Origin of the sequence: Acetobacter zythi, from assembly GCF_963921165.1 — a bacterium.
Taxonomy (GTDB): Bacteria; Pseudomonadota; Alphaproteobacteria; order Acetobacterales; family Acetobacteraceae; genus Acetobacter.
In genome coordinates this window covers 203,149-216,054 of record NZ_CAWUEO010000012.1, presented here as the reverse complement: position 1 = coordinate 216,054, position 12,906 = coordinate 203,149, and the positions used below count along the sequence as shown (strand labels likewise).

Genomic DNA, 12,906 nt, shown 5'->3' with positions numbered 1-12,906 from the left:
GTCAGACCTGCTCCACGCGGGAAATCCCTGCCAGTGTGCGCAGCCTCTGCCCCAGAAGCGGGGTAACCTTGTACCCCCCGCGCAGCCGAATTTCCACATCGCAGCTTTCGGCCACGCCGGGCAGCAGAACAATACGGCCCGCCCCCCCTTTTTGTTCGCTCAACACGGTTTGCAGGGCTGGCAGGGCGTCTTCCTTTTCCAGCCATATCCGCATTTCGCTCTGGCCCTGTGCGGCGGCCTGTTCCAGCTCCACAATGTCGGACGCGGTAATGCGCATGGCCTCGCCCTCCAGCTTGAGTTCGGCTGTTACCAGCACGGCGCGCCCGGCTACCAGACTTTCACGCACACGGGTCAGCACTTCGGAAAACACGGTCACCTCGCACCCACCTGTGGCATCGGACAGGCGCACCCATGCCATTTTGTTGCCTGTGCGGGTCGGGCGTTCCTTACGGTCCACAACGCACCCTGCAATTTTAACACGGCCTACCCCAGCCTCTGCCGCCGCCAGCAGTTGGGAGGACTTGATAACCCCCAACCTGCGCAGCACGGAGCCGTAGGAGTCCAGCGGGTGCGCGGTCATATGGAAGCCAATAGCTTCTGCCTCCATCGCCAGTTTTTCAAACTCCGGCCAGTCCGGACCATCGGCCAGACGCAAGGGTTCCTTCTCCCCCCCACCACCAAACAGACCAATCTGCCCGGACGCGGCCTCCTGCGCCTGACTATGGGCGCGGCGCAACAAGGCATCGGCAGAATGGAAAACACGCGCACGGTTTTTGTCCAGACATTCAAAGGCTCCGGCCTTGGCCAGATTTTCCATCTGCATGCGGTTAATGTGCTTGGGGTCTATACGCGTTGCAAAATCGGCCAGATCGGCAAAGGGTTTATCCCCCCTTGTTGCGACCAGAACTTCCATGGCCCCAAAACCAACTTTTTTAACTGCGGCCAGTGCGTAGCGAATGGCGTATTCCCCATTCGGCAGAACCTCCACGGCAAAATCGGCCTCCGAGCGGTTAATGTCGGGCGGCAGCACGCTAATGCCCATACGCTCGGCTTCCTGCCGCAGGGCTGCCAGTTTTTCCGTCCGCTCACGCGCAAGAGACATACAGGCCGCAAGGAACGCCACAGGGTGGTTCGCCTTCATCCACGCTGTCTGGTAGGAGACCAAGGCGTAAGCTGCGGCGTGCGATTTGTTAAACCCGTAATCCGCAAACTTGGCCATGAGGTCGAACACCTCCACCGCCTTGTCGTGGTCTATGCCGCGCCCGGTAGCGCCTTTGGTAAAAATCTCGCGCTGGTGGTCCATTTCCGAGCGGATTTTCTTACCCATGGCGCGGCGGAGCAGATCGGCCCCACCAAGGCTGTAGCCTGCCATTTTCTGGGCAATCTGCATGACCTGTTCCTGATAGACCATAATGCCGTAGGTCTCTTCAAGAATATCACGGATTTCCTCGTGCGGGGGTTCCCATGCTTCCCCGTGTTTCCGGCGGCAGTAATCGGGAATATTGGCCATGGGGCCGGGGCGGTACAGGGCCACGGCGGCAATCAGGTCTTCCAGCCGGGTGGGGCGCATCTGTTTGAGCACGTCACGCATGCCCGCGCCTTCAAACTGGAAGACGCCTGCCGTATCCCCCCGGCTGAGCATATCGTATGTTCGCACATCATTCAGGGGAATGGCCGCCAGATCCACCTCCTTGCCCATACGGTGGATAAAATCCACACCGCGTTTGAGAATGGTGAGCGTGGTCAGCCCCAGAAAGTCGAACTTGACCAGACCGGCCTGCTCAACAAACTTCATGTTATACTGGGTGACCAGTGTGTCGCTCTTGGGGTCTCGGTACAGCGGCACCAGTTCCACCAGCGGGCGGTCCCCGATCACAACACCTGCGGCATGGGTGCTGGCGTGGCGGAACAGGCCCTCCAACTGCTGGGCAATTTCGAGCAGTCTGCGCAAAGCCTCGTCGTTATCGCGCATGTCCTGCAATTTTGGCTCGCCCGCTATGGCCTCCTTGAGTGTAACGGGTTTTGCCGGGTTGTTGGGAATAAGTTCGGCCACGCGGTTGACCATGCCGTAAGGCAGGCCCAGCACACGCCCCACGTCCCGCACAGCCGCGCGGGCCTGCAACTTACCAAAGGTAATGATCTGGGCTACGCGGTCGGCCCCGTATTCGCGCCGCACATAGGCGATCACCTCATCGCGTCGGTCCTGACAAAAGTCGATATCAAAGTCAGGCATGGACACACGTTCGGGGTTCAAAAACCGTTCGAACAGCAGGTTGAAGGGAATGGGGTCAATATCCGTAATGGTGAGCGCCCATGCCGCCAGCGAACCAGCGCCCGACCCACGCCCCGGCCCCACGGGAATGCCATGCGCCTTGGCCCACTGAATAAAGTCCGCCACGATCATAAAGTAGCCGGGGAACCCCATTTTGGAGATAATATCCAGCTCAAACGTCAGCCGCTCGCGGTAGCGGGCCTGCAGCTCCTCATCCAGCGTCATGGTGGCCATGCGGCGTTCCAGCCCCTCCCACGCCATGGCGCGCAGGGTTTGGTCCTCGGTCGCACCTTCGCGCACTTTGGGGCAGACGGGCAGCAGGGGTTTGCGTGTTTCCACCTTTACGGCGCAGCGGCGGGCAATTTCGAGCGTATTGTCACACGCATCGGGCAGGTCCGCGAACAAGGCGCGCATCATCTGCGGGGGTTTGAACCAGTGCTCCGGCGTTACGCGAAAGCGGTCTTTTTCCGCCATGGTGCGGCCTTGGGCAATACACACCAGCGCGTCATGCGCCTCGTACATTTCGGGCTTGGGAAAAAAGCACTCATTGGTTGCCACAAGGGGCAGGCCAAACTGGCTGGCAAGGCCAAGCACACCCGGCTCCACGGCTTTTTCAATCGCCAGATTGTGGCGGTGCAACTCCACAACCAGCCGATCGCCAAACGCTTCGTGCATTTGGCCCAGCCAGCGCGTGGCCTCGTCCTTCTGCCCTTCAGCCAGCATCTGAAACAACGGGCCGCGCGTGCCGCCGGTCAGCAGCATCAGCCCTTCGGCGCGTTCGCACAAAACGTCCAGCCCCACAAATGGGTCGGACGGGTCGGATGTTTTGAACCCTTCGGATGAGAGGAACTGGAGGTTGGCCAGCCCCACATCATTCTGCGCCAGCAGCACCACAGGCTCCGCCGGGGCGCCGGGTTTGTCGTTACGGGCAGGCAGGCCGATCTGCCCGCCAATAATGGGCTGAATACCGCTTTTGGTGCAGTACTGCGAAAATTCCAACGCCCCGAACAGATTGCCCGAATCGGCAATAGCCACAGCAGGCATACGCATTTCCTGCGCCAGAGAAGCAATTTCCGGCACCCGGATTGCACCCTGACTCAGCGAGTAAGCAGAGTGCACACGAAGATGGACAAAATCAGCGTAGGACATACGCCCCTATAGCACAGGCCCGCCCCCCCTCCACCGGATTGTCAGTATTTTAATCCCGCCCACGCAGCCCCGAGCACCAGACAACCACCCCCGGCTGGAACCCCGCGCCAATCGGCACTAGACTACGGCCCTTCCCACCCCTTGGGGCGCTCCCCTTACGGGGGTTCATCTGCTTTTCAGGATTTTTTATGCGGATTATCAGATCCAGAACCGAGCTGGCCGCACTGGTAGCCCAATGGCGCAACGCGGACGAAACCATAGGGGTCGTGCCCACCATGGGTTCACTCCATAACGGGCACCTTGCCCTTGTTAAGGCATTGGATGGGCAGGCCACGCGCAGGATTGTGAGTGTTTTTGTCAATCCGATCCAGTTCAACAACGCAACCGACTTTGAACTCTATCCACGCGGGCTGGAAGCAGACGCAGCCTTACTGGAGAGCACCGGCAAGGTGGATGTGCTTTACGCCCCCGATGCGGCCGAAATGTACCCCCAAGGCTTTGCAACACGCATTATGGTGAGTGGACTGGACGGCATGCTGTGCGGCGCGGACCGACCCGGACATTTTGATGGTGTCGCCACTGTTGTGACCAAACTGCTCCTCCAGACCGGAGCCAACATTGCCGCTTTTGGCGAAAAAGATTACCAGCAGCTCTGCCTGATCCGCCGCCTTGTGCACGACCTTGACCTGCCTGTGCGTATTCAGCCCGTGCCCACAGTGCGTGAGGCCGATGGACTGGCCCTCTCCTCGCGCAATCGCAGGCTCACGCCACAGCAGCGCCAGCAGGCCCCTGCCCTACCTACTGCCCTAAAAACCTGCATTGCAGACATCCAATCCGGCAAACCGGTGGATGCCAGCCTGCACGCCTGCCGCGAGAACCTGAAAAACCATGGTTTTAACGTGCATTATCTGGACCTCCGCACGGGCGATACCCTGCTTGAAGCCACAGAACCAACACCGGGCGCACGCCTGTTTGTAGCGGCCAGTCTGGGCGACATCCGCCTGATAGACAACATGGCTGTTGCGTAAACACGTTTGTACATCAGTTTTTTACACAAGGAAGACCACAATGAGCATAACCCGCCTTGAACCTGAAGAACGCCTGTGTGGCGCGGTCATTCACAACGGACTGGTTTATCTGGCTGGACAGATTGCCGATGACGCCACATTGGATGCACAGGGGCAGATGGCCGATATTTTGCAACAGGTTGACGCCATTCTGGCAAAAGCAGGCACAGATAAAAGCCGCCTGATTTCGGTCCAGATTTTTCTGGCTGACATGAACGATATGGCAAGCATGAACCGCGCATGGGACGCATGGCTGGACCAGAGCAACAAACCCGCCCGCGCAACAGTAGAAGCCAAACTTGCCAACCCGGCATGGAAAGTGGAACTGACCGGCATTGCGGCCCTGTCCTGAAGACTAACCCGCTCACACCACCTGTCCACGCAGGGTGATGGACCTTGTGTGAACAGGTGGTGAACACCCCATCGTATCTGCCGTCAATATGAGCAATATCACGCACCAGTAGCAAACTGCCCCGCTTTATTGGCTTTTACTTTCTGGTCAATAAAAACAATCCACACACGCAAGCGGCCTTCATCCACTCAAACTGCGAAGCCCGAAGTTTTAATGTGACAAGTCCTGATGTCGAATGGATATGACCATTAAAAAGATTTTGCTCGCGACAAATCCATGCTCAAATAATACCTTATTAGAATTCACCCCTCTTTGTTTGCGGTGGATCAATGTAATGCGACAATGGAAAAATAATGAAGCAGGCAGCATCTCCCCTGATAGTAACAATATCAGAGAAAACGATACAGCACCTGGAACCGCGGGATATGCGCTCACGCAATGCCAGTGGTTACAATGAACATTTCATTCAAACTCTTGTCCATAATCAACCAAGCGTCCTGCCTATTAGCAAGGTCGAACCTGTTTTTTCACCGCTTATTTCCGTTTGCATGGAGCTTCCCCTCAAGTCCGGATATCTGGACAACCTGCTGATCACTCCGCGTGGTGATTTAATTGCCGTCGAATGCAAACTATGGAGAAACCCGGAATCAAGAAGAACGGTTATCGCTCAAATTATTGATTACGCAAAAGATCTGCAGGCCATGACTTATGAAGACTTGCAGAACTCCATTCGCCAAGCAAAAAAAGATCCCACCTTCAACCTTTATAACCATATGCTATCACAGTATCATGACCCATCCCCACTCAGTGAGCATCATTTCATAGATGCGCTCAGCAGCAATCTTCGCCGCAGCCGCTGCCTTCTGGTCATAGCGGGCGATGGCATCACTGAAAATACTGAGACTCTCACAGACTTTTTGCAACAACATGCCGGACTACACTTTGCCCTGATGCTGGTGTGCCTTTCCATTTACAACTTACCTGAAAGCGATAAAATTATTGTTGTTCCCTCAATACCAATGCGCACAATAAATATTGTACGCGGCATAGTACAATTTAATGAAGGCAAGGTAAGCATATCCTCACCGGCACCAACAATATATTCCCAAAAACCTACCACCTTGTCCGAAGATGAAATTTTTGCCGAACTTGACCAAAAGTATCCCGGAACCTCCACACGTCTTATAAATTTCCTCACATCATGCAGTGATATAAATATTTACTGGAATATAAGAAAAACTATTATCGTTTATATGGTCGTTGGCGCAATCAAGGTCACTGCCTTTGTTGTCAACTCCAATGGTACAGTCGATTTTGGCTACGATTTTACTGGGAAACACCTCACCCGTCCATTTATGGAAACATTAGATCAGAATTTTCCAAATCTTGTCATGAAAGAATCTCCAAAATCAGTCTTCGTTAAAAATCTGGATGGCACTCGCCCTTATATCTGGCAACTACTTGATAATGATTCAGGGCTTCGATCCGCACTTGAAATACTTCATTTCACGTTATCGCGTGAAGATCATGAGTCTTAAAATATAACGGAAAGACCACCAAACCACGCATGGGTGTAAATATGGCGATGCACGCCTCTGGAACCCACCAGAGGCGCAATGCAAGCTCTGGACAAAAGCTACCGGAACCAATCCAGAGGATATACGCGCTGATATATCTTTTATTTTTAAGGGGAAAAGGTGGTGGCTCCCGAAGTAGGACTCGAACCTACGACCCAGCGATTAACAGTCGCTTGCTCTACCAACTGAGCTATTCGGGAACAGATATTTTTCAACCACTTAGCGGCATTTTGTGGTGCAATCTTTTGCAAGATGCGCCCCGCTGTGCTGCTGTGTGGGTGTATAACCACAACGCTTTGAGGGTGCAAGACCCTTTTTATATTACAAAACGTTAATTATTGCCGCCAGCAAAATTACACACACCTCTTTGCTAACAAACCCCATCAACACTGTGCCGGGCAGAAGCAAAGGAACTGCTTCGCATAGATTAATCCCCTCCACAGGGACCAAGGGCTTACAGGCCTATAATCAGGGCTTGGCTGCACCCAAAATTCAGAACTCAACTGCCACACACAGCAGGAATAACAAGCCAACCCCTTGCACACACCCAATGGATGCAGGGCCAACAGACGGTTTTTTTCATTTTCCGCCCCCATAACCGGGACACCTCACCCAACACAGTGTAAGAAAGAGACATGAGCGCACCTGCACCTTCTCCTCTTTCGCGCCGTGCCCTGCTCTGGGGGGCCGGAGGCTGCGTTGCCGCGGGTGGCGTTGTGCTCCTGACCCGCCAGCAGCACCCCCGTACACCCCGCAAACAGCCCGATGGCGTCTATCGCAAACTCAAGATCGGCTGGCCAGAAGCCGCCATGTCCCCCGTGCTGGCCGCAGCACTGGAGAAAAACTTTTTTGCCCAGTACAATCTGGATGTGGACCCCCTGCCCAACATCCATAACGGGCAGGATGCCCTGACCGCACTGGCGGAACAGAAAACCTCCTACGCTGTTGCTCCCGCACTCACATGGCTCCAGCACCTGCATGCGGGCTTGCCTGCCCATTTGGTCATGGGGGTGCAGTCCGGTAGCCGCCGCCTGCTGGTGCGGCGCAGCAGCGGCATTACGCGACTGGACCAGCTTATGGACCGCAACGTGGCCGTGCCCGACCAGAATGCAGCGGACAAGCTGTTCTTTTGTATTATGATGCGCCGTAAAGGCATGGATGCGCTCACCCACATTAACTGGGTCGATCTGCCCATCCCGCAGATAGAACAGGCCCTCCATGACCAGAAAATAGACGCCGTGGTCACGCATGATCCCGATGCGTGGAGCCTGCTCCAGAACCACCCCGACCTTGTATACGAACTGGTTGGCAGCGATACGGGGCATTACGCGGCCCGCACCAGCCTTATTCTGGGTGTTGCGGATACAGCGCAGGAAAAAGACCCCACTGCCGCCACAGCACTGGTGCTGGCCCTGCGTGATGCAGCCCTTTGGGTCAACACCCACAGAGATGATGCCGCAACCCTGATAGCCGATAACGCAGCGGGCCTGCCTGCCACAAGTGCGCGCAACATGCTGCGGAACGAGCCGGTTATCCGCCCCCTTATGGGCCGGGGCCTGCGCGAACAAATTGCGCAATACTGCGATGAACTCCAGCTTGTTGGCATGATGGCCGATGGCGCGGATTCAACAGCCCTTGCGCGCAGCTATACGCTGAATGTGCTGCACGAATAACACCGCCACACCCTACCCCGTTAAGCGCCAGATTGAGCAACCCTCACGCAGAGCGGCGCAAAACAGTGCAGGCAGCAAAGCAGCCATTGCCAAAAGCCTGCGCTCTAGTCCCGCTCCTGTTTGCGCGGCAGGCGCACTTCGCTGGCCAGCACACCCAAAATAACCAGCACGCCCCCCAGTAAGGCGCGCGCGGGCAGAACATCCCCTGCCAGACGCCCCACCAGCCCGGCCCAAACAGGCTCGCCCGCGTAAATAAGCGTGGCCCGCGTGGGGGAAACAGTTTTTTGCGCCCAGTTCATAACCAGTTGAATAACGGCACTCATGGCCCCAAGGCCCAGACCGGGGGCCACCCACCACCACGTAAAGGCAGGCACTTTTTCGCCCATAACGGGCATGGCCGCAAATGCCAGCAACCCAGCCACAAACAACTGCACAATCGCCACCCGAAAGCTGTTAATGGCGGGGGAGGCAAAGCGGCTGATCAGCACAACCTCCATGGCTATGGCTATGGCGCTAGTCAGGGTCACGACCTCACCAAACTGTAGGTGCAGGTGCGCTATGGCCTGCGGGCCGGTCAGGAGCACAAGACCAGAAAAAGCAAACAGCACCCCTAACCAGACCATAAGATGGGGTGGTTTGCGCAAAAAGAACCACTGCAAAAACGGCACAACGGGCACATACATGGCGGTAATAAAGGCGGACTGACTACTGGAAATACTCCCCAGCCCCAAGGTTTGCAGCGCATAGCCAAAAAAGATGGCAACCCCCACACACGCACCCGCCCTGACTTCCCGCAGGCTCAGGTCCAGCAACAACCGGCGGAACAGCAGCATGGAAAGCAGGGCCGCGGTGGTAAAACGCACCCCCACAAAAAACATGGCCCCCGTGTAGCGCATGGCCATATGCACGATCAGGAACGTAACGCCCCATAGGACGGTAATGCAGACCAGCGCCACTTCCTCGCGCGAGAAACTCCGGAATACTACTCTCTCCCGCGCAGGCAGGGACTGGTCAGGCACGTTAGGGCACTCCTGCCCGGGCTGGAAAAGCAGCCCGGACCTGTTTTTATTTTAGACCGGCAACAAAGCGCGCCATACGCTGGCAGGCCTCGGCCAACACATCGTCCGACGTTGCACAGGACAACCGCAGGTAGGGCGACTGCCCAAAGGCGCTGCCGGGCACCGTTGCCACGTATTCCTCGTCCAGCAACGCCATTGCAAAATCGTGGTCGGTCTCAATCAACCGTCCACCTGCCGTTGTGCGCCCAAGGCAGGCAGCAACACCGGGATACGCATAAAAAGCCCCTTCGGGCATGGCGCAGGTCAGGCCCGGCACCGCGCGCAGGGCCTGCACCACGTTGGTGCGGCGGCGGCTATACGTGGCGACCATGGTCTGCACAAGGTCTGGCGGACCATCCAGCGCGGCAGTGGCCGCAGCCTGCGCAATAGAGCACACCCCCGATGTCGCATTGCCCTGCACACCCCGCATTGCGGCAATCAGGTCGGCGGGGCCACCGGCAAAACCCACGCGCCACCCGGTCATGGCATAGGCTTTGGACACACCGTTGAGTGTAATGGTGCGGTCCTTGAGGTCTGGCGCTACAGCCGCGATTGAGGCGGAGCGTGCGCCATCAAACACCAGATGTTCGTAAATCTCGTCCGACAGAATCCACACATCGGGGTAATCGCGCAGGACTTTGGCAATAGCGGCCAGGTCCTCCGCCGGGCAGATCGCCCCGGTCGGGTTGTTGGGAAAGTTCAGCACAACCCAGCGTGTGCGCGGCGTGAGGGCTTGTGCCAACACATCCGCCCTGAGCCGAAAACCGTCCTCCTCCCTGCACGGCGCAAACACGGGTGTGGCCCCAAACATGCGCGCAATCAGCGGGTAGCTGACCCAGTAGGGGGTGGGCACCACCACCTCGTCCCCTGCGTTCAGGGTCGCCATGAAGGCGTTAAAGATGACCTGTTTGCCCCCGTTGGAGACCATAATCTGCTCAGGCGTGTAATCCAGCCCGTTCTCCCGCGTGAACTTGCGGGCAATGGCCGCCTTGAGTGCTGGCGTACCATCCACGGGCGGGTATTTGGTCTGCCCGGCCAGCGCTGCCTGATGGGCTGCCTCCACCACAGCGGGGGGCGTTGCAAAGTCCGGCTCCCCCAATGCGAGGGAGATGACCGGCCTGCCCTCTGCTTTAAGTGCTCGGGCGCGCCGGGCCATTTCTATTGTTGCAGGGGCGGGCAGACCGTTCAGGCGATGCGCAAAACTCCGGGCCATAACTTATTGCAGGCCTTCACAGAATTTCTGGATACGGGTGCAGGCGTCACGCAGGCTCTGCGTATCGGTCGCGTAGGAAATACGCATGTAACCCGGATACATGAAGGCCGAACCGTGGACGGCGGCAACGCCTTCCTCCTCCAGCAGTGCTGTTACAAAATCCTCATCCGTTTTAAGCAGTTTTCCGCCCGGTGAGGTTTTGCCAAGGCATTTTTCAATGCAGGGGAACACATAGAACGCGCCCTGTGGCATATCGCATTCCATGCCTTTGGCCTGGTTGATCATGCTCACCACCATGTCCCGCCGTCCCTGATAGGTGTCTACCATGGTCTGGATAAAGTCCTGCGGGCCGGTCAGGGCTTCCACCGCTGCGGCCTGTGCAATGGAACAGGTGTTGGAGGTGGACTGCCCCTGCAGCTTGTTCATGGCTTTGGTCAGTTCCACCGGAGCACCGGAAAAACCAATGCGCCAGCCGGTCATGGCATAGGCTTTGGACACGCCGTTCATGGTAACGGTGCGGCTACGCAGGCGGGGTTCCACCTCCACAAATGTTGCGGGGCGGAAGCCATCGTACACCAGCTTGGCGTAAATATCGTCCGTAAAAATCCAGACATGCGGGTGGCGCAGCAGCACATCGCATAGCGGGCGCAGGTCCTCGGCCGAGTATGCGACCCCCGTGGGGTTGCAGGGCGAGTTGAGGAAAACCCATTTGGTGCGCGGCGTAATGGCGGCTTCCAGCTCATCCGCCTGTAGGCGAAAACCGTTTTCGCGCTTGCACGGAACAACCACGGGCACGCCTTCGGCCAGCGTGACAATATCGGGGTAGGATACCCAGCACGGCGCTGGAATAATGGCCTCATCCCCCGGGTTCAGGGTGGCCATCATGGCGTTGTAGATGATCTGCTTGCCGCCGGTGGAAACAATAACTTCCTCCGGTGTGTAATCCAGCCCGCTATCCAGCCGGAAGCGTTCGGCCACGGCCTTGCGCAACTCGGGTGTGCCTGCCACGTCCGTGTAGCGGGTCTGGCCCGCGGCAATGGCCTTTACGGCAGCCTGAGCAATGTTGTCGGGTGTGTTGAAGTCCGGCTCACCCGCGGAAAGGCTGATAATATTCCGCCCCTCCGCCTTCAACGCCCGTGCGCGCGTTGAAATGACGATGGTCTGGCTAGGACTGATCCTGTTCAGGCGGTCAGCAACAAGGCTCATGGTTTTCTTACTTTCCGACACAATATTTTTAAGACATCCCGCACCTGAGCGAGCAAAAAGCCCGACCGCATGCCCCGGATGTGCTGCTTCGGGGCGCACAGTAATCCTCTTCCGCTCGGGGCGGAACCGGAGATTCCACCTGCTCTATCTTTTTTGTTCTGCGCGGGTCCTTCCCCTGTCATGCAAAAACAGGGCCTTCGGGGGGTGGCGCGGGCTGGCGCTAGGGCGCGCCACCATACTGCGGGGCCGCAAATACGGCCTGAGCGCGCACCTGCGCCGCACTCAGCCCGCTCTCTCGCATGGCGCGTACACTCAGTGCGCCATCACGCTTGGCCAGACGGCGGCCCGTGGCATCGCACAGCAGCGGGTGGAATGCATAATGCGGCGCGGGCCAGCCCATAAGGGTCTGCAACAGCCGGTGCAGGCTGGTGGCCGGGCGCAAATCCTCGCCCCTTGTAACCAATGTAACACCCTGCGCTGCATCATCACACGTTACACACAAATGGTAGGATGCGGGCACGTCGCGCCGGGCCAGAACCACATCCCCAAACAGTTCGGGCTGGCAGGCACGTGGGCCATAGGCCAGATCATGGTAAGTCAGTGGCCAGCCTGCGGCTGCTTCCACACCGGCCTCCGCCGTGCTCCGGGCCGCCACCAGCGCGCGGGCCTGCGCCACGGCGCGCGCCATGTGCAGGCGCAGCACATAAGGCTGACCCGCCTGCATACGCTGCTCACGCTCACGCACATCCATGTGGCGGCAGCGACCGGGGTACAGCAGGCTTCCATCGGGGGCTGTGTGGGGGGCAGAGAATATGGCCGCACTCTCGCGCGCAATATCTGAACGGGTGCAAAAGCAGGGGTACAGCACGCCCATGCGCCCAAGACTATCCAGCACACCCCCATAAACCGCCATACGCGCGGACTGGTGCACAACAGGCCCATCGGGCACCAGCCCCAGCCATGCCAGATCCGCCATAATGGCGGCGGCAAATGCAGGTTTGCAGCGCTGGGGGTCTATATCCTCCATCCGCACCAGCCATTGCCCCTTGGGCTGCGCCAGTTCCCACCCGAACAGGGCAGACGCCACATGCCCCAGATGCAGCGCCCCCGTGGGGCTGGGTGCAAAGCGGGTGACCCATTCTGTTTTACAATGTTCATAGTACTGTAATCGAATAGTCATAATGACCTTACCAAATGTCTAAGGCCGCCAAATATCCGTGACTATTGGCCTGCATTTTCTTGCCACACCTTCTGGTGTCTGCAATAGTCTTGGCGGTAATGATCTCGACGACGCACTTCTGCTGGCGGTCGGCTTGAGTTTTTTAGACCCCTTCGGAAC

9 protein-coding genes and 1 tRNA gene are annotated in these 12,906 nt (G+C 57.7%); 4 read left to right on the top strand and 6 right to left on the bottom strand.

Annotated elements, in window-relative coordinates; translation table 11 throughout:
• Window position 1 precedes the first annotated feature (1 nt).
• On the bottom strand, window positions 2-3,421 hold the full coding sequence (dnaE, locus tag AABE20_RS06655) for a DNA polymerase III subunit alpha (RefSeq protein ID WP_338332362.1): 3,420 nt from the start codon (window positions 3,419-3,421) through the stop codon (window positions 2-4).
• 188 nt (window positions 3,422-3,609) lie between these two features.
• On the opposite strand from dnaE, the gene panC reads away from it, so the two are divergent.
• From panC to AABE20_RS06640, 3 genes are all read left to right on the top strand, one after another.
• Complete coding sequence (panC, locus tag AABE20_RS06650) at window positions 3,610-4,449, top strand: pantoate--beta-alanine ligase (RefSeq protein WP_338332361.1); 840 nt, start codon at window positions 3,610-3,612, stop codon at window positions 4,447-4,449.
• A 40-nt stretch (window positions 4,450-4,489) separates the two neighbouring features.
• Entirely contained in the window at window positions 4,490-4,840 is a 351-nt protein-coding gene (locus tag AABE20_RS06645; protein ID WP_338332360.1) for a RidA family protein, read from the top strand.
• A 353-nt stretch (window positions 4,841-5,193) separates the two neighbouring features.
• Window positions 5,194-6,378: a hypothetical protein gene (locus AABE20_RS06640; RefSeq protein ID WP_338332359.1), complete on the top strand. Its 1,185-nt coding sequence runs from the start codon at window positions 5,194-5,196 to the stop codon at window positions 6,376-6,378.
• 163 nt (window positions 6,379-6,541) lie between these two features.
• Here the strand turns inward: AABE20_RS06640 and AABE20_RS06635 are convergent.
• A tRNA-Asn gene (locus AABE20_RS06635) sits at window positions 6,542-6,617 on the bottom strand.
• A gap of 435 nt (window positions 6,618-7,052) precedes the next feature.
• Here AABE20_RS06635 and AABE20_RS06630 point away from each other — a divergent pair.
• On the top strand, window positions 7,053-8,090 hold the full coding sequence (locus tag AABE20_RS06630) for an ABC transporter substrate-binding protein (protein WP_338332358.1): 1,038 nt from the start codon (window positions 7,053-7,055) through the stop codon (window positions 8,088-8,090).
• Window positions 8,091-8,194: 104 nt separating this feature from the next.
• On the opposite strand, the gene AABE20_RS06625 is transcribed toward AABE20_RS06630, so the two are convergent.
• The 4 genes from AABE20_RS06625 to gluQRS all read right to left on the bottom strand — a co-directional run bounded on the left by AABE20_RS06625 (window position 8,195) and on the right by gluQRS (window position 12,747).
• Window positions 8,195-9,109, bottom strand: a complete 915-nt coding sequence (locus AABE20_RS06625; protein ID WP_338332357.1) for a DMT family transporter — start codon at window positions 9,107-9,109, stop codon at window positions 8,195-8,197.
• A gap of 46 nt (window positions 9,110-9,155) precedes the next feature.
• Window positions 9,156-10,361, bottom strand: a complete 1,206-nt coding sequence (locus AABE20_RS06620; RefSeq protein ID WP_338332356.1) for a pyridoxal phosphate-dependent aminotransferase — start codon at window positions 10,359-10,361, stop codon at window positions 9,156-9,158.
• 3 nt (window positions 10,362-10,364) lie between these two features.
• Entirely contained in the window at window positions 10,365-11,567 is a 1,203-nt protein-coding gene (locus AABE20_RS06615) for a pyridoxal phosphate-dependent aminotransferase (protein WP_338332355.1), read from the bottom strand.
• 220 nt (window positions 11,568-11,787) lie between these two features.
• Complete coding sequence (gluQRS, locus tag AABE20_RS06610) at window positions 11,788-12,747, bottom strand: tRNA glutamyl-Q(34) synthetase GluQRS (RefSeq protein ID WP_338332354.1); 960 nt, start codon at window positions 12,745-12,747, stop codon at window positions 11,788-11,790.
• Window positions 12,748-12,906 lie beyond the last annotated feature (159 nt).

What these genes read in the sequence shown, in the direction of transcription:
- dnaE (WP_338332362.1), bottom strand. Translation starts at nt 3,421, where the DNA reads ATGTCCTACGCTGATTTTGTCCATCTTCGTGTGCACTCTGCTTACTCG.
- panC (WP_338332361.1), top strand. Translation starts at nt 3,610, where the DNA reads ATGCGGATTATCAGATCCAGAACCGAGCTGGCCGCACTGGTAGCCCAA.
- AABE20_RS06645 (WP_338332360.1), top strand. Translation starts at nt 4,490, where the DNA reads ATGAGCATAACCCGCCTTGAACCTGAAGAACGCCTGTGTGGCGCGGTC.
- AABE20_RS06640 (WP_338332359.1), top strand. Translation starts at nt 5,194, where the DNA reads ATGAAGCAGGCAGCATCTCCCCTGATAGTAACAATATCAGAGAAAACG.
- AABE20_RS06630 (WP_338332358.1), top strand. Translation starts at nt 7,053, where the DNA reads ATGAGCGCACCTGCACCTTCTCCTCTTTCGCGCCGTGCCCTGCTCTGG.
- AABE20_RS06620 (WP_338332356.1), bottom strand. Translation starts at nt 10,361, where the DNA reads ATGGCCCGGAGTTTTGCGCATCGCCTGAACGGTCTGCCCGCCCCTGCA.
- AABE20_RS06615 (WP_338332355.1), bottom strand. Translation starts at nt 11,567, where the DNA reads ATGAGCCTTGTTGCTGACCGCCTGAACAGGATCAGTCCTAGCCAGACC.
- gluQRS (WP_338332354.1), bottom strand. Translation starts at nt 12,747, where the DNA reads ATGACTATTCGATTACAGTACTATGAACATTGTAAAACAGAATGGGTC.